Origin of the sequence: Massilia sp. BHUDP2 (genome assembly GCF_046236355.1) — a bacterium.
In the GTDB taxonomy this organism is placed as follows: Bacteria; Pseudomonadota; Gammaproteobacteria; order Burkholderiales; family Burkholderiaceae_D; genus Telluria; species Telluria varians.
Map to the genome: position 1 here is coordinate 64,640 of NZ_JBJUVW010000003.1, position 20,770 is coordinate 85,409.

Sequence of the window (20,770 nt, forward strand, 5' to 3'; positions counted from 1 at the left end):
ATCCGGCCGCGGGATTTATGCATGTGGTATGGACAGGCACTGTCAAATCGTCCATATTTACCGCTTCACATTCATTTTTCGAGCCATGCGTCCATTCGCCCGCCCGTCCGCACTCCTTCATACCGGAACGATGTCGGGCAGCGCCGCCGACACGGCCGACACCACCGCGCCCACGCTGTTGCCGACGCCGGAGAACGGCGCTCCGGTAAATGGTCTGCTGAGCTACACCTTCAGCGAAGCCATCAAGCTGGCGCCGGATGCCAGCGTGACACTCAGCAGCAACGGCCAGCACATCGTCACGATTGCCCTGGTCGGCAATCCCGCGGTCACCCATGCGGGAGCCACCATCGGCATCCAGCTGCCGCCTGGGCTGCCCTACGGCCGCTACTACGAGGTCGCGTTCAGCCCCGGCGCCGTCGCTGACCTTTCCGGCAACCTGGCCGGCGACGGCACGCCCTTGTTCAGATCATTCTTTTACTTCAGCCCGGTCGCGTTGAACCTGGCAGGCACGGACGAGGGCGACACCTTGCACGGCAGCAAGCTGGACGACACCATCGACGGCGGCGCCGGCGATGACACGCTCAATGGCTATGACGGCAACGACATGCTGTACGGCGGCGCGGGTTTGGACCGGATCGACGGCGGCGCCGGCGACGACAAGCTGTGGGGAGGCGAAGGCGACGACACACTCGACGGTCGTGGCGGCAACGACCAGCTGTACGGCGACGCCGGCGACGACAGCCTGGCAGGAGGAGAAGGCGACGACCTGCTCGAGGGTGGGGACGGCGACGACAGACTGTCCGGGAACACCGGCAACAACATTCTGCGCGGCGGAGAAGGCAACGACTACCTGCTCAGCGACCTGGCAGCTGGCGCCGACCTGCTCGATGGCGGCGCCGGCAACGACCGGCTGGTCGGCAACGCCGGCAGCGAGTTCATCGGCGGTGCGGGAGACGATTCGATCACCGTCGACTACCGCTTCGGCACGAATGGAGCGACCCGCATCAACGGCGGCGACGGCACGGACAAGATCACCCTGGCCCTGTCCGGCACGCATACCGGAACCAGCACGGTCTCCGGTGGCGCAGGCAGCGACATCTTCATCTTGAGCGGCGCTTCACATGACCGCATCCCCGACGTCACCATCACGGATTTCACGCCCGGCGCCGGCGGCGACCTGATCGACCTCAGGGCGATCGCCGCCCGCTACGCGACCCGCAACCCCTTCGATGACGGCAGTCTCCGCCTGCTGGCGTCGGGCGCCGACACCCTGCTTCAGCTACGCCACGAGACGAGCGGCAGTTATCTCACCGTGGTGACGCTGGCCGGCGTCACGCCCGCGCAGCTGGTTCAGACCAATTTCGTCGATGGCTACAATCCGCTCGGCGGGACAATCGGCCTGGTCTGGAGCGGGACGGCCGGCGCGGACATCATGGCCGGCACCGCCTTCGACGATACCCTGCGCGGGCTCGGCGGCGACGACAAGCTGTCCGGCGGCGAGGGCAACGACCTGCTCGAGGGCGGCGATGGCGACGACAGCTTGAGCAGCGGCGGCGGCGAAGACATCCTGCGCGGCGGAGAAGGCAACGACCAGTTGTCGGCCGGCAGCTTCGGCAATGCCCTGCTCGAAGGCGGCGCGGGCAAGGATCTCCTGGTCAGCGGCGGACGCGGCAACGACCGCCTGTTCGGCGGGACCGGCGACGATACCCTGGTGCTCGAGATGCCGAGCTACGCCAGCGCCGGCCACACCGTCACCCTGTCCGGCGATGCCGGCAACGACACCATCGTCATCAGGGAAGCAGGCCAGCCGATCGACGTGCTCGCCAGCGGCGGAGAAGGCGCCGACATCTTCGAGTTCGGCTACTTCTCGCAGGGCGCGGCGGTGAGGATCCTGGATTTCGGCGCGGGCGACCAGCTCGACCTGCGCAAATTGCTGCCCCAGAATTTCAGCGGCAATCCGTTCCAGGCCGGCTACCTGAAGGCGGCGCAACAAGGCGCCGATGTCACCATCCATGTCGACCGCGATGGCGCCGCCGGCCCCGAGGGCCCCCGGCTGGCGCTCACGCTCGCCAATGTATCGCTCGCCTCCCTGACTTCCGCCAGCTTCACGGGAGGATTCGATCCGCAGGGCGGCACCAGGGGCCTGAACCTGACCGGCACCGCGGGCGCCGACGTCCTGTTCGGCGGCGCGCTCGACGACGTCATCGACGGCGGTGACGGCGCCGACCGCATCGATGGCGGCGCCGGCGACGACCTGCTGATCGGGGGCGACGAGAGCACGCCCGGCATCGGCGACGAGATCTTCGGCGGCGACGGCAGGGATACGCTGCGCGGCGGCGGCGGCAACGACCGTCTGCTCGGCGGCAGCGGCGACGACCTGCTGTATGGTGAGGCGGGCGACGACGTGCTGGAAGGCGGCGCCGGCAACGATCGGCTCGAGGGCGGCGCCGGCAACGACAGCCTGAGCGACGCCGCCGGCGACGACTACCTGAGCGGCGGCGACGGCGACGACCTGCTGGACGGCATGCGGCCCCTGCTGGACCGGCCGGCAGGAAGCACCCTCGACGGGGGCGACGGCAATGACCGGCTGCTGGCCGGCAGCGCGGTCCGGACCGTGCTGGGCGGCCTGGGTGATGACGAAGTAACGGTCGACGCCTCCGGCAGCCCCGCCAACCGGGCGCCGCTGCTGGTCGACATGGGCGGCGGCAACGACCGGCTGATTGTCCGCTCCCTCGCCGTCGATGGCCGTCCGCTGCAGGTGAGCGGCGGCGCCGGCATCGACACTTACGGGTTCGTCTGGGGCGGCAGCAAGTGGCCGCTCCTCACGATCACCGACTTCCAGACCGGCGCCGGCGGCGACGTGGTGGACCTGTACTCGTTCTACAACGGCGATCGCAGCAGCAATCCCTTTGGCGCCTCCGGCCATGCGCGCCTGGTCCAGGAGGGCAGCCACGTCGTGCTCCAGTTCGATGCGGACGGCGCCGCCGGCCCCCAGGCCTGGGCAAGCCGGGTGGTGTTCGAGAACCGCCGCGTGGCCGACTTCACGGCCGCGAATTTCACCGACAACGCCCGTCCCGTGCTTGACTCCGCCGGACCCGGCCTGGTGTTGACCGGGACCGCGGCCGGCGACGTGCTGGCCGGCGGGGCGCTCGACGACATCCTGCGCGGCGGCGACGGCGACGACCAGTTGTTCGGCGGTGGCGGCGCCGACCAGCTGCATGGCGACGGGGGCAACGATTACCTGTTCGGGGGCGACGGCAGCGACCGCCTCGAAGGCGGCAGCGGCAACGACGTCCTGAACGGCGAAGCGGGCGACGACGAACTGCTCGGCGGCGCCGGCAACGACACCATGGAAGACCGTTTCGGGAACAACATCCTGCGCGGCGGCGACGGCGACGACCAGATCCATACCGGCGGGAACGGCAGCGACCAGGTGTTCGGCGAGGCCGGGAACGACCTGCTGTTCATCGCAGGCGGCGGCCGCTTCGATGGCGGCGAGGGCGACGACGCCTTCTTCCTCGCGCTGGACGGCGCCTCGACGGCCACCCTGCAGCTGACCGGGGGCAGCGGGCGCGACTCCTATGAGCTGTCCCGGGCCGCGACCGGCGCCTCGGTGACGATCACCGATTTCGCGGCCGGCGCCGAAGGCGACTTGCTCCGGGTCGACCAGCTGGTCGCGATCCCGTCCGGCAATCCGTTCGCACCGGGCGGCAGCCTGCAATTCGTGCAGCGCGGCGCCGACACCGTCCTGCAGGTCCGCGCGGGCACGGACGGCGCATCTTCCTTCCAGGACGTGCTGACCCTGCGCGACGTCGCCAAGTCCGCGCTGACGCGCGAGAACATCGTGTTCAATTTCGATCCGCAAGGCGGCACTCTCGGACAGAGCACCCGGGGCGGCGATGGTGCCGATCGCTTGACCGGCACCATGCACGAGGACATGCTACGCGGCGGCGCCGGCAACGACGTGCTGAACGGGGGCGGCGGCTATGACGTGCTCGACGGCGGCGACGGTATCGACGCTGCGCTGTTCGGCGGCACGCGCAGCCAGTACAAGGTGGAACGCCTGTCGCCGGACGCCCAGGACATGGTCGTGTCCGACCTGCGCCCCGGCGTCAACGAAGGCAGGGACCGCCTGCTCGGCATCGAGCGCCTGGTATTCGCCGACGGCGCCCTCGCCCTCGACACCGGGCCGGACGGCATCGCCGGCCAGGCCTACCGCATCTACCGCGCCGCCTTCGACCGCGCGGCCGACGAAGGCGGACTGGGATTCTGGATTGCGGCGATGGACCGCGGCAGCAGCCTGACCGAGATTGCCGACAACTTCGTGCGCTCGCAGGAATTCGTCCAGCTGTATGGGGCCGCGCCGAGCAATGCCGAGCTGGTCACCAGGCTGTACCGCAACATCCTCGACCGCGATCCGGAGCAGGCCGGTTACGAGTTCTGGCTCAATGCCCTCGACAGGAAACTGGTCGATGTGCCGTCGCTGCTGGCCCAGTTCAGCGAGAGCGCCGAAAACCGCGCGGCGGTGGCCGAGCTGATCGCCAACGGAGTGGCCTACCAGCCCTTCGGCGCTTGAGGATATGCATGTGTTGCGCTGGTGTTGCACCAGCGCCGCACATATTTCGCCATGACATCGTGTTTGGCCGCATAATCGCTGTAATAACAGCAAGCTCGTCACGCGATGTCCTGTCGTTTTCGTCCGCTTCTTCCAGCTCCGCTTCCCGCACGATGACCGTCAAGGCGCCATCGCGCGTATCGCGCCTGTACGAAGTCATGGACCTGATGCTCGACTCGGTCGGCGAGCCGCTGGCCCTCGACGGCCTGGCGGCTTCGGCCAGCTATTCCAGCTACCACTTCGACCGCATCTTCCGTGAGCTGACCGGCTTTTCGGCGGTGGAGTACCAGCGCAAGCGGCGCCTGCGCCGTGCCGCCCACCAGTTGCGCCACGAACCGGACGTGCCGGTCGTGCGCATCGCCCAGGATTGCGGCTTTCCATCGAACGCAGCCTTCGCCAAGGCCTTCAAGCAGCAGTTCGCGATGTCGGCCAAGGCCTGGCGCGAGGGCGGCTGGCGTGCCTACATGGACCAGCAGGTCGGGCGCGAGAGCGACGTCAGCTTCTTCGTCGCCGAACCGTCCAACCTGGACGTGATCCTGGCGCCCTACTGCCCGCCCGAGCCTGGCAGCATTGCCGCCCGCATCGAGCTGCGCTCGCTGCCGGCAGTGACCCTGCGCTACCAGCGCTTCTTCGGCCAGTCCGGCACGGCGCTGTCGATCGCCTGCAACACCTTCATCTGCGAGCGCGAACGCCTGGACGGCATCGCCCACGGCGCGCCCTGGTACGGCGTGTTCGACGAGGATCCGGGCTTCACCGGCGAGAGCGAATACTGCTACGACTTCGGGCATACCGGCGACGTATCGGACAAGGCGCTGGGCATGCGCGTGCTACCGGCCGGCACCTATGCCTGCCTGGATTTCCACCACGAGTGGCCGCGCTTCCGCTCGATGTACGAGGACTGGCTCGACAAACAGTCGGTGTGGCGCTTCGACAGCACCCGCCCGCACATCCAGAAGGTCGAGCGGGACCGGTCCGCGGAAGGCTGCGCCGGCAAGTGGCGCGGGCTGCTGGCGCTGCCGATCAAGAAGCGCTAGGGGGAGCGTTCCACACGAAGCGGCTCAGCACCAGCACCGGCAGCGCCGACACCAGCACCCACAGGAAGAACACCTGGTAGCCCAGCGCCGCCTGGATATCGCCGCTGACCATCTTGAACAGCACGAAGCCGAGCTGCATGAAGCCGGTGCCGAGCGCGTAGTGGGCGGTCTGGTAAGGGCCGCTGGCGACCACCTGCATGATGAACAGGATCACCCCGACGAAGCCGAAGCCGTAACCGAACATTTCCACGCCCAGCCCGGCCGCGATGACGCCGAGCGACGCCGGCTGCGCCGCGCTCAGGTACCAGAACACCGCGTTCGGCAAGTTCATGGCGACGATCAGGAAAGGCATGGCGCGTTTCAGGCCCAGCGCGGCGGTGAAGTAGCCGCCGGCGATGCTGCCCGCCAGGAAGGCAATGGTGCCGGCGGTGCCGTACACGGCGCCCACCTGGGCGGTGCTCAAGCCCAGGCCGCCGACTTCGCGCGCATCGCGCAGGAACAGCGGGCCGATGGTCTGGATCTGCCCTTCTCCGGCGCGGAACAGGATAATGAACAGGATCGCCATCCAGATGCCGGGCTTGGCGAAAAAGTCGCGGATCACGTCGAGCAGGGTGGCGGCCACGCTGCGCGCGCCTGCGGGACGCACGGCGCCAGGCGTATCGGGCAGCGCCCACAGGTGGTACAGGCCCAGGCCGGCCATCAGGGCGCCAAGCAGCCCGAACACCGTGGCCCAGGCCGGGCCCGGCCCCATGCGCTCCTCGAGGAAACCGGCCAGCATCACCAGGCCGCCCATCGACAGGAATTTTGCCGCATTGAAGAAGGCGCCCTGCCAGCCCGCATAGGCGGCCTGCTGGCGCTCGCTCAGGCTGGAAATATAGATCCCGTCGGCGCAGATGTCGTGCGTGCTCGACGCCAGCGCCACCACCGCGAACAGCAGGATCGACAGGGCGAACCAGCCCGACAGCTGCAAGACCAGGGCGATGGCGGCCATCGCGAAGCCGCCCGCCAGCTGGAAGCACACGACCACGCCGCGCCTGCTGCGCGCCAGTTCCAGGAAGGGACTCCACAAGGCCTTGAACACCCAGGCCAGGCCGAGCAGGCCGGTCCAGCGCGCGATCTGCTCGTTGGGCACGCCCATCGACTTGTACATCAGGCCGGCCACCAGCGCCACCGCATAGAAGGGCAGGCCCTGGGCCAGGTAGAGGGTGGGGACCCAGGCCAGCGGGTGCCGGGTGGCGGCCGGCAAGGCGGCGCGAGCGAGTTCGTTGACAGGGTTCATGACTGTTCCACGTTCAGGGTCACGATGCGGCTGGCGCGGCCGCGGGTGTCGAAACTGGCCAACCTCACCTCGCGTGCCCCCTCGAGCGGCACCGGGCGATCCCAGCGCGGACTGTCCGCCTGGGGCGCCAGCCCATCCAGAGTGTAATGCACGGCCAGGCCCGGCAGGGCAACATTCGCATGCAGGAAACCCGCGCGCAGTACGGCGCCGGGCGGCGGCAGGCGGTAGTCCCAGGGCCGGCGCGCGCGGTCCAGGCGCGGCAGCTCGCGCTGGCCAAGGCGGTTGGCGAATTCGTTCCAGTCGCGCAGCGCCAGGGCGGTGCGTTGCTGCGTGTCGGCGACGTCCTGCCAGCCGGGATCCGGCGCCCAGGCCCGCTCGGCCAGCGCGATCAGGCGCGGCAATGCCAGGTATTCGAGGCGCGCCCGGGAGCGCGCGTTCTCGCCCCACAGCTGGCCCTGCAGGCCGGCGATGCGGGCACGTCCCGCGGCATCCAGCGCGTGCAGCGCGACGCCTTCGGGCACTCGCCCCATTGGATCGACGGCGGGCATCGCGCCGGCATCGAGCGGGCAGAAGCCGAAGGCATGGCGGGTGCCGACGAAGCCGGCCCAGTAGTAGCCGGGTTCCTGCGGGTGCTTGGCATAGGCCAGGTCGAAGTACAGGTTGGCGGCATTCGACAGCACCACGTCGTAGCCGGCATTGGCCAGGCGCTGGGCGCAGTCTTCCTGTCCCGAGCCCCAGGCATTGTTCCAGACGTAGACGTGGAAGTCCGGCCCGGCGAAGCGGGGATTGGGCAGCAGGCGCTCGCCTTCGCGCACCAGGGCGGTTTCGTCCCAGCCGGCGAATTCCACGCCATGGCGCGCCAGGATCGCGCGGCAGCGTTCCAGGAAGTCGTCGTGCAGCTGCTGCACGTCCGTCCAGCCGCGCTCCTGCATCAGCGCGCGGCAGCGCGGCGAGCCGAGCCAGGCGCCCGGGGGCACTTCGTCGCCGCCGGTATGGATCACCCGCAGCGGCACGCCGGCCTCGCGGTACAGCATGCAGACCTCGCCCACCACGGTATCGATGAAGCGGTCCACCGAGGGCAGCGCGATGCAGATCACGTTGTCGTGCCACAGCTGCACCGACTCGTAGCGGGAAGCGTCGTCCGGGTCGCTCAGCAAGTAGGCTTGCGCCCCTTCCCTGTCGTCCGCCTCGAGGAGGCGCTGGTAACGCACGCGCATCGCGGTCACCGCGGCGCGCGCATGGCCCGGCATGTTGAACTCCGGGATGACCTCGATGTGGCGCGCATGGGCATGGCGCAGGATGGCGATGAATTCCGATGCCGTGTAAAAGCCGCTGCCGGCGGAGGCCTCGATGTCGGCGCCCGAGCCGAACGACGGCGGCAGGCATGGGCTGCCATCGAGCGAGACGCCGCGGCGTGCGCCGACGGCGGTCAGTTCCGGCAGCGCGCCGATCGCCAGGCGCCAGCCTTCGTCGTCGGTCAGGTGGAAGTGGAAGCGGTTCAGCTTGTAGGCGGCCATGCAGTCGAGCAGGCGCAGCACCGTGCTCACGCCGGCGAAGTGGCGGGCGACGTCGAGCATCATGCCGCGGTAGCCGAAGCGCGGCGCATCCACGACCTGGCCGGCCGGCAGCACGCCTTGTGGCGAGAGCAGCTGGGCCAGGCTCTGGATCCCGTTGAAGACGCCGTGCGCGCTGGTGCCGCGGATGCGTACCTGGCCCGGCACGATGTCGAGCAGGTAGGCCTCCGTTCCGGCCATGTCTTCCACCTCGCCGATTTCAAGGACGATCCCGGCGCAAGCGTCCGGCACGGCGCCGGGCAGGCCGCCCAGCATCGCCGCCAGCAGCGAGGCTTCGTTCCCCAGGGCCGGCGCGTAGCTCAGCGGCGCGTGGCGCGACAGCAGGCAGGAACGGCCGTCGAAACGCGCCGACTGCGGACGCGGTGTGATGCGGCCCACCTGGCTGTCCGGCAGCAGGTGCAGCGCGGCGTTCTGTCCGAAACGCCAGGCCGCATCGGCGGTCGGCAACAGGTCGCCGCGCATGCGGTGACGCTGCTCGGGTCGGGCGAAGGGTGCGATCTCGGGGTCGCCCAGGTCGAGCGGCGCTGCGCCGTCGCCGGGCAGCAGGTAGAAGCCGAGCGGCGCGTCGGTAATGCTGATCGCCCAATGCAGTGCCTCGTATTCCACCGTGTAGGTCTCGCCCGGCAGCCAGGCGGCCCCGCCGGGCATGCTCAGGCGGAACAGGTCGCCGTTGACGTGGTCGATCGCGAAACCGGTGTTGACGCTGGCGGCGATCACCTTGCGGCAGGTGTTGAAGCACAATGCCCAGCCGGGGGCGATGGGGTCGCTTGCATCGTTGCGCAGCGTGAGGCGTGCGCTGAACGCGTCGTCGCGCGTGTAGTTGCTCAGACATTCCCAAGCGATGGCGATCGCCGCGCCGCCTGGCTTGCGGTCCGTATTCGGGATCATGGTCGTGTTTCCGCTGCGGCCGGGGCGGGCCTGCCCCCGGCCGGATGTTGCTTGCAACCGAGGCTTACAGCTTGCCGCGCAGGCCGATGTAGAAGGTACGGCCGTTCGAGTAGAACGCGCGCGGGCGGTCCTCGTTCTCGGCATACATCTTGATGGTCTCGTCGGTGAGGTTCAGCGCGTCGAAGGTCAGGGTCAGCTGCTCGGTGAGCTTGACGTTGAGCGAGGCCGCCAGCGAGGGCTGGCTGTCCACATGCTGGCTGGCGCCGCGGTCCACGCCGGCCTTGTACTTCGACCGGTAGTTGTAGGCCAGGCGCGCCGAGAAGCGCTCGTTCTCGAAGTAGCCGGTGAGGTTCCAGGTGTTCTTCGAGGAGTTGAGCAGCTCGCCGCCGTCATCCAGCTTGCCGTCGGCATGGGTGTAGTTCACCAGGGTGCCGAAGTTGTTCCACAGGGGCTGCTGCCAGCTCAGCTCGATCCCCTTGTTGCTGCCGGTGGTGTTGAAGGGCGAGGTGATCTGGTACACCGTCTGCGCGCCGCGCTTGTTGTTGTAGTAGGTGCCAGTCGAGGTGCCCTGGGCCACGATGGAACGGAAGTCCATGTAGAAGAAGCCGGCCGACAGCAGCGCCTTGGGCGCGTAGTACCACTCCACGCCGACGTCGAAGTTGGTGGCGCGCACCGGGTCGAGGTTGACGTTGCCGCCGCTGCCGCTCAGGGCGTCGTCGTTGAGCGAGACCGAGCCGCCCAGCGCGGAATAGTCCGGCCGCGCGATGGTCTTGGCCAGCGCGGTGCGCAGGGTCAGGTCCGGCGCCAGCTCGACTTTCAGGTTGGCGCTCGGCAGGTAGTCGCGGTAGCTGCGCTTGAAGGTGGTCGGGGTGTAGGGACCGAAGGCCGAGCCCGTGATGGCGTTCGGACCGCCCGGCAGGTTCACCACCGTGGTCTGGCGCGTCTCGATGGCGCGCAGGCCGACGTTGCCGCTCCAGCCGGCGCCGCCGAAGTCCGCCATCGCGTACAGGGCAAAGGTTTTTTCGCCGACCTGGAACTCGTCCATCCAGTTGTGGCGCAGGGTGTAGTCGAGCAGGCGGTTGCCCGGGGCCGCGCCCCAGGCACCGAGTGCCGCGCCGTCGTACTTGAAGTAGTTCGAGGACAGGTTGCCGCCCAGGTTCTTGGCAAAGTCGGACGGGTACATCTGGCCGGACCAGGCAGGCCCCGGCGCGGTGAAGCCGTTCGGACCGGGACGGGTTTCGAGCGGGTGTTCGGCGCTGCGGTGGTGGTCGGTCCAGCGCGCGCCGAAGCGGAGCGCCTGTACGTTGGCGTGCTGCAGGCGCCATTCGCCGTCGACCTGGGCGTATTTTTCCTGGTCCACCGACTGCGCCTCGCCGCCGCCGGCCCAGGCGGTGCTGCCCGGCGACGTGGTGTCCCCGCCCGGGTAACTCACCGAGGCCGGCGCCAGGCCGTTCAGCGCATAGACCATGCCACCGTCGACGTTGTTCTGGTAGAAGACGTCGTCGCGGTCCCAGCCCACGCCGTGGGTCTTGCCGAGCTTGCCGGACAAGCTGAGCTGATCGCTGACCCTGGTCTTGCCGTTCAGGTCGAGGTACCAGGATTCGCCGCCGGCGTCCGGGCGGTAGATGTTGTCGACCTCGCCCGCGTTGCGGGTAAAGGCGGCGCCCACCAGGGTGCCGTTCCTGACCACCGGGTTTTGCGGGATCAGGTTCAGGCTGTTGATCGAGTTGGCCGGCGCGGCCAGCCAGTTGGTGTTCAGGTGCGGGGCTTCGAGCTTCGAGTAGAAGCCGTTCAGATCGATGCTGGTGCCGCGCTGCGGGCGAAATTCGATGTCGAAGGCGCCGCCCTGGCGCTTCTTGGTCTGCTCGAACAGGCTGGCGCCGATAAAGGTCGGCAGCACCACGCCGCGCAGCGCCGGATTCGCGACGGCGGCCGCGCTGGTCGGGCTGATCGGGGTATAGCCGAGGATCTCCTGGCCGTCGCGGCGCACCGTGGCCTTTTCGGAAAAGCCCTGCAGCAGCACGCCGACGTTGTTGGCCGGGTTCTTCCAGCCCACCAGGGCCGACAGGTGCGGCTCGGCCTTGTCGGACAGGTCATTGTAGTTGGCCTGGACCGAGCCTTCCACGGTCAGCGGCTTGCGCAGGTCGAGCGGGCGGCGGGTGATGACGTTGATGGCGCCGGAGACGCCGCCTTCCACCAGGTCGGCGGTCGGGCTTTTCTGCACCACGATCGAGCCCACCAGTTCGGAAGGCAGCAGCGAGAAGCTGCTGGAGCGGCCGACGTTGCCGCCGATCTGGTTCAGCAGGAACCAGTCGCCGGTGCTGATCGCGTGGCCGTTGAACAGGGTCTGCTGCAGGCTGGGGCTGGTGCCGCGCAGGCTGACGCGGTCGTTCTCGCCGAAACCGCCTTCGCCGCCGGCCGAGGATTGCGTGTTCACGCCCGGCAGGCGCTGGATGGCGTCGGCCACGTTCTTGTCCGGCATCTTGCCGATATCCTCGGCGGTGACCACCTCGACCACGGCGTCGGCATTGCGCTTCTGGCGCAGCGACTGTTCGAGGGCGGCGCGTACGCCGGTCACCACCACGGTCTGGGTCTCGATGGGTTCCTGCGCCCATGCCGGACTACCTTGGCCCATCATGAATACCGCCACGCCCGCCGCGATCGCGGTGCGCCTGCGCTGCTGCCCTGCCGTCTTCTCGTTCATGTCGTCTCCCAAAACTGTGTGATGTTGTGTGGGAGGCATTTTGTCTTTACTTGACACGCCATGTTTGTCAAATCTTGCTATGACAAACGGATTTCATGAGATCGGGCGACCTGCGGGATTCAGAAGAAAAGCTTATAAAGCTGTTCGTTATATAAGCAATGCTAATGAATCTAGAGGGGAAAAGGCGTGCGCGCAATGGCGCTCTTCAGGGCGGCAAAGCAGGCCGGATCGAGCGCGCTGCCCACCGTCTTTTCCATCATGCCCAGCGCCTGCTCCAGCGGGATCGCGCCGCGGTAGGGGCGTTCCGCCGTGATCGCATCGAAGATGTCGGCGGTGGTGATGATGCGGGTTTCGATCGGGATTGCGTCTTCCTTCAAACCGCGCGGATATCCGGTGCCGTCCAGGCGCTCGTGGTGGGCGCCGGCGATGGCAGCCAGTTCGGAAAACGCGCCGATGCGGCCGAGGATGGTCTCGGTATAGGCGGCATGCTGGCGCACCGCCGCCCATTCGTCGCGGTCGAGCGTGCCGGCCTTGTCCAGCACGCTGTTACTGACGCCCAGCTTGCCGACGTCGTGCAGCAGCGCGCCACGTTTGAGCCAGCGGCGGCGCTGGCTGCTCAAGCCAAGCGATTCGGCGATCATATCGGTATAGAGCGCCACCCGCGCGCTGTGCCCGCTCGTGTACGGACTCTTGGCGTCCACGACCTGGCCGAAGGCGGTCGCGATGTCGTCCAGGTAGTCGTCGTCGAGTGCGACTTCGCGTCCCGCCGGTTCGAGCGCGAACACGGCCTGGTCGACCTCCTGCGAAGCCAGCACCTGCCAGAACCTCGGTTCGGCCGCCGCCTCCTCGAAGGCGCGTACCAGGCGAGGATCGAACCAGCTGCCGGCACGGCCGCGTGCTTCGCGCAACGCCTGGTCGCGGCCCGCGGCCGTGTGGAATACGTCGATCACCTGGGCCAGCAGCGCGATGCGCGCGTACACGGGGATCGCTTCGCCCGCCAGGCGATCGGGCTTGCCCTTGCCGTCGAAGTGTTCGTCGAGCGAGTAGATGCCGCACGAGACGCCGGTGGGAAAGCGCAGCAGCCGCGCGATTTCCGCGCCGCGCTGGCAGCGGGTGGCAATCAGGTCCTGGGCAATCGCGGGACCGTCGCGCAGGATCGTCATCACGCTGCGGAAGCGCTCGGCCAGGCCCGCCTTCAGGCCCGTATGGCTCAGCACGAAGGACAGCACTTGCGGCAGGCTGTCGCCCACAAGCTTGAAGTCGCGCTTGAAATCCAGGTCGTCGGTCAGGTAGAGCTCACAGATGCGCGCTGCATTGCTGCTGCAGCCGAGGTCCTTCAGCAGCAGGGTGTAGTAGAGCTCCCACAGCTGCTCCTCGGGCAGGCCGGCGGCGCGGCCGATGTGCATGCCGATCCAGCATACGCGCACACAATGTCCCGGCGGCTGGCCTTCGGTGATGTCGAGCGCATAGCTCAGCGAGCCGATCAATTCGGACAGTTTCATGGCGCTCGGCGCGCGCACTTCGGGCGGGAGGGTGAGGTCCATGGTCGGCTCCGGAACTAAATTCTTTTTGGCAATCAAAATTGATTCTACGCCACATAAAGACGTTTGCCACGACAATTTGGCGGTGTTACCGATGAGCAGGACGGCAATGCAAGGCCCGGGGGTCTGCCATCGTGCTACGGGCTTTTGCACGGCACAGTAGACTGTTCCCGGATTGATCGACGCGCGCCGCCGTTATGCCTTCCTGCGGCGCCCCTGCTCAGAAAGGATGCGACATGACTGCTTCCACCAACGGCGCTTCGGTATCGGTCTGGCTCGACACCGTCGAAGTCCCGGCCTGCTCTCCCCTGTCCGGTGACCTCGATACCGAGGTCTGCGTGATCGGCGCCGGCATCGCCGGTCTCACCACCGCCTACCTGCTCGCCAGGGAGGGCCGCAGCGTCGCGGTGATCGATGCCCTCGGCATCGGCGCCGGCGAGACCGGGCGCACCACCGCCCACCTGTTCCCGCCGGACGAGTGGTACACCTACATCGAAGACAAGTTCGGCGCCGCCAACGCGCGCCTGGTGGCGGACAGCCATGCCAGCGCCATCGACCTGGTCGAATCGATCGCGGTGCAGGAGAACATCGACTGCGAATTCGAGCGCCTCGACGGCTACCTGTACGCTCTGCCCGGCAACGGCTTCAAGGACCTCGAGAAGGAATACCAGAGCGCCCGGCGCGCCGGCGTGGCGACGGAATTCCTGCCCGGCGTGCCCGGCCTGCCTTTCGATACCGGCCCCGCCGTGCGTTATGCCAACCAGGCCCAGTTCCACCCGCTCAAATACCTGGCCGGCCTGGCGCGGGCCATCGAGCGCCTCGGCGGCCGGATCCACGGTTCCACCCACGCGCACCGCGTGCGCGGCGACCAGGAGCAGCAGACCGTCTCCACCGACCACGGCGAGATCCGCGCCCGCCACGTGGTGCTGGCCACCCACACGCCCTTCAACGACCGCGTGGTGATGCACACCAAGCAGGCCGGCTACCGCACCTACGTGGTCGGCATGCGGGTGCCGCGCGGCGCGCTGCCGCGCATCCTGCTGTGGGACACCGGCGACCCGTACTACTACGTGCGCCTGGAAACCCCGGATGCGGCGGCGGACCACGACATCCTGGTGGTCGGCGGCGCCGACCACAAGACCGGCCAGGACGACCATCCCGAGCACCGCTACGACGAGATCGAACGCTGGACCCGCGAGCACTTCCCGATGGCAGGGGCGGTCGCCTACCGCTGGTCGGGCGAGGTGATGGAGCCGTCCGACGGCCTGGCCTACCTCGGCCGCAACCCGATGGACGACGACAACGTCTACCTGATCACGGGCGACTCCGGTAACGGCATGACCCACTGCACCATCGGCGCCATGCTCGTCACCGACCTGATCGGCGGCCGCGAGAATCCGTGGACCGCGCTCTACGACCCTTCGCGCAAACCAGTGCACGGCCTGAGCGACTTCGCGCACGAGCAGGCCAATACCATGGCGCGCTACGGCGAATGGCTGACCGGCGGCGACGTCGACTCGGTCCAGGAAATCGCCGCCGGAGAAGGCGCGGTGGTGCGCGACGGCCTGCGCAAGATCGCGGTCTACCGCGACGCCCAGGGCGGCCTGCACGCGGTTTCGGCCAAGTGCACCCACCTCGGCTGCGCCGTGCACTGGAACTCAGCCGAGCGTTCCTGGGACTGCCCCTGCCACGCCTCGCGCTTCGACATCGAGGGCAAGGTGCTGCACGGACCGGCGCCCGAACCGCTGGAAAAGGTCGAACTGGCCGACCAGACCCCGCCGCCGCGCTCGCCGCGTGCCGGCACGCGCGGCCGGAGTGCGCGTTGACCGGCTGTCACAGGCCGGCCACCAACTGTCGTTAACGCCGCGCTAACGAAGCGTTGTATTTATCACGCATAAACCGCCCAGGCATTTACATGCCGTGCGGAAACAGGATACTCATCAGTAAAGACCGGCCCCAGCCGGCGGTCCAGGCATGCCCAGCGCATGCCACTATCCTTGCCTGATGAGATGAGACTATCCATGAAACTCGAGAAGATGAAAATCCGCAGCCTGCTGGCCCTGGGTTTCGGGGCCGTGCTGGCCCTGATGCTGGCGCTGGTGGCGGTGGCGCTGTCCACTACCCACACTGCCAACGAGATGACCCACCAGCTGACCCGCGACGGCATCCGCAAGTCGAACCTGCTGCAGGAATGGAAGGCGATCATCGAGGTCAACGCGGCGCGCACCATTTCCGTCGCCAAGGCGAGCGATCCGGCGACCGAACAGTTCTTCCTCGACGCCGTCACCAAGTCTTCCGAGCGCGCCAACCAGCTGCAGAAGGAGGTGCAGGAAGCGATGGCCAACGACCCCGAAGGCAAGCGCCTGTTCGAGCGCATCGTCGCCAGCCGCGAAGCCTATCGCAAGGCGCGCGCCGAAGCCTTCAGGCAGAAGAAGGAGGGCCAGCTGGAATCGGCCGCGCGCTTCTTCGAGACCGACATGATGCCGAAGGTGAACGACTACGTGGGCAGCCTGGAAGCCATGGTGGCTTACCAGAAGCGCGCGGTGGCCAGCCAGGGCGAAGCCATCGACGCCTATGTCGCCACCAGCCGCACGCTGCAGCTCGCGCTGAGCGGCGCCGCGGTCGCCACCGGCCTCGCCTTCGCCTTCCTGATCATGCGCGCCATCGCGCGTCCGCTGCAGGGGGCGCTGGACGTGGCCCGGCAAGTCGCGCGCGGCGACCTGTCCGGCCACATCGAGGCCGACGCGCGCAACGAGACCGGCCAGCTGATGGCGGCGCTGAAGGACATGCGCGACAGCCTGCGCGGCATCGTCGGCGAAGTACGGCGCGGCACCGACACCATCGCCAGCGCCTCGCAGCAGATCTCGGGCGGCAACCTGGAACTGTCGGCGCGTACCGAGGAGCAGGCCAGCTCGCTGGAGGAAACCGCGGCCTCGATGGAAGAACTCACCTCGACCGTGCGCCAGAACGCCGACAATGCCCAGCAGGCCAATACCCTGGCGCGCGCGGCCTCGACCAGCGCGGCGCGCGGCGGCGCGACCGTGGGCGAAGTGGTGCGCACCATGGCCGACATCAGCAGCGCCTCGAACAAGATCGGCGAGATCGTCGGCGTCATCGACGGCATCGCCTTCCAGACCAATATCCTGGCGCTGAACGCGGCGGTGGAAGCGGCGCGCGCCGGCGAGCAGGGCCGCGGCTTCGCGGTGGTGGCGTCCGAAGTGCGCGCGCTGGCGCAGCGCTCGGCCACCGCGGCCAAGGAAATCAAGCTTCTCATCGGCGATTCGGCCGGCAAGGTCGAGGAAGGCAGCCGCCTGGTGGCGCAGGCCGGCGCCACCATGGAAGAAATCGTGGCCGGCATCGCCGGCGTGTCGACGATCATGGCGGAGATCGCGGCGGCCAGCGGCGAGCAGTCGCTCGGCATCGAGCAGGTCAACCAGGCGGTGACACAGATGGACCAGGTGACGCAGGAGAATGCGGCCCTGGTCGAGGAAGCGGCGGCCGCATCGGACGCGCTGCGCGAACAGGCGCACGCCCTGTCGCAGCTGGTGTCCACCTTCCGCCTCGACGAGCGCGAAGCCGCAGCGGCGCCGGCCGTAGCGGCACAGCCGCGCCGCGTGGCGCAGGCACGGCCCGCCCTCGCCGCCTGAGACAGCGCGTGTAAACGACGACACCAGCCCGCAGGCTGGTGTCGCGCGCGGCCGCAAGGGCCGCATCAGGCGTATTGCGCGAATCGACGCGGATCAGTAGCCGCGGCCGGTGGTACCGCCGCCGGTGCCGCCGCTGGTGGTGCTGGAGCCGCTGGTGGCGGAAGCAGCGCCGCCAGTAGCCGCGCCGGTACCGCCACCGATGGTGCCGCCAGTGGTGCCGCCCGTGCCGCCGGTGCTCCAGCCGGTGCCAGTGGTGCCAGTGGTGCCGGAAGTCCCAGTGCCGGTGGTGCCGGTAGTGCCGGTGGTGCCGCTGCGGCCGGTGGCGTCCATGGTGCCGGTCGAACCGCTGGTGGTGCCGCTGGTGCCCATCGAGCCGCTGGTGGTGCCGCCGGTGCCCATCGAGCTGGTGCCGGTGGTGCCGGTGCTGCCCGACGAACCGCTGGTGCCCATCGAACTGCCCGAACCCGAGGAGCCGCTGGCGCCCATCGAGCCGCTCGAGCCCGACGAACCGCTGGTCGAGCTGCGGGTTTCCGGCTCGCTCGAACGGCCGGTGCTGGTGCGGCCGGCCTCGACACCCGAGCTGCTGGAGCCACTCTGGCTATCGTTCATGCTGCCCGAGCTGCCCGTGCCCATCGCGCCGCTGCTGCCCGACGAGCCGCTGGTACTCGACGAGCTGCTCGAACCGCTCTGGCCGCTCATCGGGTTGCCCGTCTCGACTCCGCTGCTGGTGCCGCTCTTGCTGTGGTGGGCGCCTTTCTTGCTGCGCTTGTGTTTCGAGGTGTCGGTGGTGGCCGCTGCCGACGAGGTGCCGCTGCTCTGGTCGCTCATGCTGCTGCTTCCGCTCGTGCCCGCGCCGCGGGTATTCTGGGTGCCGTCCGACGATTGTGCATGGACGGTGGTGGCGCCGAACATGGCAGCGGCAACGGAAGCGCCCAGCAGGCCTTTCAGTAGCTTATTCAGTTTCATGGTCGATCTCCTCAATTTGTCTTCGGGGCTGAAATGCTCAACAATATCAATAAGATATTGAATTCAGGGTTCCGAGTGTAGAGACGCCGATGTGGGGGAGGCGCACGGTAGCCTCCCGGAAAATACCGAGGGTTACCTAAGGCCGAGCCGGCGCCCCGGCATCGGCAGCCTGGGCCGACAGCGTGCCGAGCTGGGTGTACAGCGCCAGCACGTTGCTCTTGTCGTCCGGGTAGACGCGGTTCGACAGCAGCACGTAGAAGGTGCGCGAGTGCGGATCGACCCACAGGATGCAGCCGGTGAAGCCGGTATGCCCGTACGACCCCACCGGGAAAACGGTGCCGCGCGGGCGCTGCGCGTAGGGCGAGTCGATGTCCATGCCCATGCCGCGCAGGGCCAGCCCGGGCGGCGACTGCACGGTGGTCAACAGGCGCACGCTTTCCCTGCTCAACACGCGCACGCCATCGAGTTCCCCTCCACCCACCAGCATGCGGCCGAAGCGCGCCACGTCGCGCGCGGTGGAGAACACGCCGGCGGAACCGCCCACGCCGCCCATGCGCCGCACGGTCGGGTCGTGCACCACGCCGGCCAGCATCTGGCCCGGCGCCAGGTCCGCATGCAAGGACGCATCCACCGCGTCCGGACCGCGCTGGGTCGGCGCGATGCGCGCCGCCGGGGTGCGCGCCAGCGGCAGGTAGCCGGTATCCGACATGCCGAGCGGCGTGAAAATGCGCTGCTGCGCGAAGCGTTCCAGCGGCATGCCGGCGACCCGCTCGACCAGGTGGCCAAGCAGGACGTAATTGATGTCCGAGTAGCGGAACAGGCTCCCCGGCGCATGCGTCGGCGTCTGGGCGCAGGCCAGCGTCAGGGAGGCCTGCTTGCCCTCCCATGCCGGCCTGGCGGGCAGGCCCGCCGGCAGCCCGGACGAATGGGTCAGGAGCTGGCGCACCGTGATCGCTTCCTTGCCGCCGTTGGCGCATTCAGGGAAATAGCGCACCAGCGGCGCTTCGAGGTCGAGCTTGCCCTCCTCGGCCAGCAGCAGCACCGAGGGCGCCGTCGACAGCACCTTGCTCAGCGAGGCGGCATCGAACACGGTATCCGGCGTGACGGGGCTGGCGCCTTCCTCATAGGTATGGCGGCCATAGGCCTTCTCGTAGACCGCGCCGTCGCGCTCCAGGTGGAACACGGCGCCCGGCAGCTTGCGTGCGGCGATGTTGTCCAGGATGGCGCGGTCGATCTCCGCCAGCCGCCCGGCATCCAGCCGCGCTTCAGCCCGCATCGCACTCCCCTGCCCCGGCAGCTGCGCGCAGCCGGCGCCCAGCAGGGCAACGCAAAGAGCGGTGAGGAGGGTCGTGCGGCGGCGTGGCAAGGTCGGGAATCGGGACATGGGCGGAGAGGCTGGGTGGCTCGGTTGTTCGGTCCGATCATAAGGACGGGTTCGCCACCGGTCAATCTTTACAAGCTGCAACTTCTATTCGGCCGCGCACGCCAAATGTCACATCGGCGTATGATAAATGGATGATTCCATTTTCGATTCTCGACCTCTCGCCCATCGTTGAAGGCAGCGATGCGGCAACATCTTTCCACCGTTCACTAGACCTCGCCCAGCACGGCGAGCGCTGGGGCTACGGGCGTTTCTGGCTGGCCGAACACCACGGCATGCCGGGCATTGCCAGCGCGGCCACTGCGGTGCTGATCGGCCACGTGGCGGCCGGCACCAGGACCATCCGCGTCGGCGCCGGCGGCATCATGCTGCCGAATCACTCGCCGCTGGTGATCGCCGAGCAGTTCGGCACGCTCGAGTCGCTTTATCCGGGTCGTATCGACCTCGGCCTGGGCCGCGCGCCCGGCTCGGACCATACCACCGCACGCGCCCTGCGCCGCAACCTGGCCTCGGATGCCGACGAGTTCCCGCAGGACGTCGTCGAGCTGATGGACTATTTCGCCGACTCGCCGCGCCGCTCGGTGCGCGCGGTGCCGGGCGCGGGCCTGGACGTGCCGGTCTGGATCCTCGGCTCCAGCCTGTTCGGCGCCCAGCTGGCGGCGGCGCTCGGCCTTCCCTATGCGTTCGCCTCCCACTTCGCGCCGCAGATGATGATGCAGGCCATCGAGATCTACCGCTCGACCTTCCGGCCGTCGAAGCAGCTCGACAAGCCCTACGTGATGCTCGGCTTTAACGTGTTCGCCGCCGACACCGACGCGGAGGCGCAGGTGCTGGCCACCTCGATGCAGCAGGCCTTCGTGAACCTGCGCAGCGGCCGGCCGACCAAGCTGCAGCCGCCCGTGCCGGGCTACCTGGAAAGCCTGGGCACGGCCGAGCGCATGATGCTCGACAGCGTGCTGTCCTGCACCGCGATCGGCTCGCCGGCCACGGTGGAAAGCCAGCTGCGCAGCTTCATCGCGCGCACCAAGCCGGACGAGCTGATGATCACCTCGCAGGTCTTCGACCACGCGGCGCGACTGCGGGCCTACGAGATCACGGCCGAGATCCAGCGCAAGGACTGATGTCCCGTAGGGTGGGCGGC

The 20,770-nt window shown here is 68.4% G+C and carries 11 protein-coding genes; 5 read left to right on the forward strand and 6 right to left on the reverse strand.

Translation table 11 applies throughout. From position 1 onward, the window contains the following. The first annotated feature begins 85 nt into the window (after nucleotides 1–85). Together ACK6C6_RS17095 and ACK6C6_RS17100 are read left to right on the forward strand one after the other, a co-directional pair. Nucleotides 86–4,576 (forward strand): DUF4214 domain-containing protein, encoded by a 4,491-nt coding sequence (locus ACK6C6_RS17095; protein ID WP_409268374.1) that lies wholly within the window; start codon nucleotides 86–88, stop codon nucleotides 4,574–4,576. 152 nt (nucleotides 4,577–4,728) lie between these two features. Next, nucleotides 4,729–5,649 (forward strand): helix-turn-helix domain-containing protein, encoded by a 921-nt coding sequence (locus ACK6C6_RS17100; protein WP_409268376.1) that lies wholly within the window; start codon nucleotides 4,729–4,731, stop codon nucleotides 5,647–5,649. Here ACK6C6_RS17100 and ACK6C6_RS17105 read toward each other — a convergent pair. The 4 genes from ACK6C6_RS17105 to ACK6C6_RS17120 form a co-directional block, all read right to left on the reverse strand. Then, nucleotides 5,636–6,928, reverse strand: a complete 1,293-nt coding sequence (locus ACK6C6_RS17105) for an MFS transporter (protein ID WP_409268378.1) — start codon at nucleotides 6,926–6,928, stop codon at nucleotides 5,636–5,638. The two genes, ACK6C6_RS17100 and ACK6C6_RS17105, sit on opposite strands and share 14 nt — an antisense overlap. After that, nucleotides 6,925–9,390 carry a family 20 glycosylhydrolase gene (locus tag ACK6C6_RS17110; RefSeq protein ID WP_409268380.1) on the reverse strand — a complete coding sequence of 822 codons (2,466 nt, stop codon included), beginning with the start codon at nucleotides 9,388–9,390 and terminating at the stop codon, nucleotides 6,925–6,927. The genes ACK6C6_RS17105 and ACK6C6_RS17110 overlap by 4 nt, the downstream gene beginning before the upstream one ends. Before the next feature lie 64 nt (nucleotides 9,391–9,454). Beyond that, nucleotides 9,455–12,094: a TonB-dependent receptor gene (locus ACK6C6_RS17115; RefSeq protein WP_409268382.1), complete on the reverse strand. Its 2,640-nt coding sequence runs from the start codon at nucleotides 12,092–12,094 to the stop codon at nucleotides 9,455–9,457. Between the two features lie 170 nt (nucleotides 12,095–12,264). Beyond that, nucleotides 12,265–13,638: an HD-GYP domain-containing protein gene (locus ACK6C6_RS17120; protein ID WP_409268383.1), complete on the reverse strand. Its 1,374-nt coding sequence runs from the start codon at nucleotides 13,636–13,638 to the stop codon at nucleotides 12,265–12,267. A gap of 233 nt (nucleotides 13,639–13,871) precedes the next feature. Here ACK6C6_RS17120 and ACK6C6_RS17125 point away from each other — a divergent pair, with 233 nt between their 5' ends. Continuing rightward, nucleotides 13,872–15,461, forward strand: coding sequence for an FAD-dependent oxidoreductase (locus ACK6C6_RS17125; RefSeq protein WP_409268385.1), 1,590 nt, complete (start codon nucleotides 13,872–13,874; stop codon nucleotides 15,459–15,461). 195 nt (nucleotides 15,462–15,656) lie between these two features. Further along, a complete protein-coding gene (locus ACK6C6_RS17130) occupies nucleotides 15,657–17,282 on the forward strand; it encodes a methyl-accepting chemotaxis protein (RefSeq protein WP_409268387.1) in 1,626 nt (541 codons plus the stop codon). Between the two features lie 93 nt (nucleotides 17,283–17,375). On the opposite strand, the gene ACK6C6_RS17135 is transcribed toward ACK6C6_RS17130, so the two are convergent. Both ACK6C6_RS17135 and ACK6C6_RS17140 read right to left on the reverse strand, forming a co-directional pair. After that, nucleotides 17,376–18,248 (reverse strand): hypothetical protein, encoded by an 873-nt coding sequence (locus ACK6C6_RS17135; RefSeq protein ID WP_409268388.1) that lies wholly within the window; start codon nucleotides 18,246–18,248, stop codon nucleotides 17,376–17,378. A 136-nt stretch (nucleotides 18,249–18,384) separates the two neighbouring features. Beyond that, nucleotides 18,385–19,632 (reverse strand): serine hydrolase domain-containing protein, encoded by a 1,248-nt coding sequence (locus ACK6C6_RS17140; RefSeq protein WP_409268389.1) that lies wholly within the window; start codon nucleotides 19,630–19,632, stop codon nucleotides 18,385–18,387. A gap of 131 nt (nucleotides 19,633–19,763) precedes the next feature. Between ACK6C6_RS17140 and ACK6C6_RS17145 the strand changes: the two genes are divergently transcribed. Beyond that, complete coding sequence (locus ACK6C6_RS17145) at nucleotides 19,764–20,750, forward strand: LLM class flavin-dependent oxidoreductase (RefSeq protein WP_409268390.1); 987 nt, start codon at nucleotides 19,764–19,766, stop codon at nucleotides 20,748–20,750. The last annotated feature ends 20 nt before the right edge of the window (nucleotides 20,751–20,770 follow it).